At 69.5% G+C, this 607-nt stretch carries 1 protein-coding gene; it reads right to left on the minus strand.

Annotated elements, in window-relative coordinates:
- Positions 1-484 (minus strand): helix-turn-helix domain-containing protein (locus ACGWYJ_RS38980; protein WP_395111738.1); only part of this gene is annotated, 484 nt, incomplete at its 3' end.
- Positions 485-607: the final 123 nt, after the last annotated feature.

The raw sequence follows: 607 nt of genomic DNA on the forward strand, positions 1-607 counted from the left end.
CGGGGTCGTTGGACTCCTTCCAGGTACGGGTGCGCTGGAAGGAGATACCCCGCTCGCGCAGGATCTGCCGGAGCCGTTCGCGGCCGATGCGCACCTGGCGGACGGTGTTGTCGCCGAGGTAGTCGGCGAGCTTGCGCAGGCTCCAGTGCGTGAACGGGCGCCCGAGCTTGGCCGGGCGCGTAGTGGCCGTCGCGACGATGTAGTCCTCATCGTCGCTGGTGATCTGGCGGGGACGGCCTCCCGCCCAGTTAGGGTCCAGACAGGCCAGCCCCCGCTGGTTGAACGCGTGGATCACATCGCGGACGGTGTCCTCGTCCGCGGCCACCAGCCGGGCGATCGCCGGGACCGTCGTCCCCGACGCCGACGCCATGATGATCACCGCCCGGCGCACCCGGATCGACTCGTGCTTGCCCCGCCGCACGATCTGCTGCAGCTTGCGGCCTTCCTGCTCGGTCAGCCGCCGTGCCCGCACCGGCTCAGCCACCCGCACCACCCTCTAGGAAAAACGATCTCGTCGCCCTTGAGAGTGGGCCCCACCGGCCTCGGTATCGCGGACATCGACCGGCGTGTCACCAGACCCGGTGAACGTTCGTGGTCACCGCACTAG

It is taken from the genome of Actinomadura sp. SCN-SB (assembly GCF_043906805.1).
Classification (GTDB): Bacteria; Actinomycetota; Actinomycetes; order Streptosporangiales; family Streptosporangiaceae; genus Spirillospora.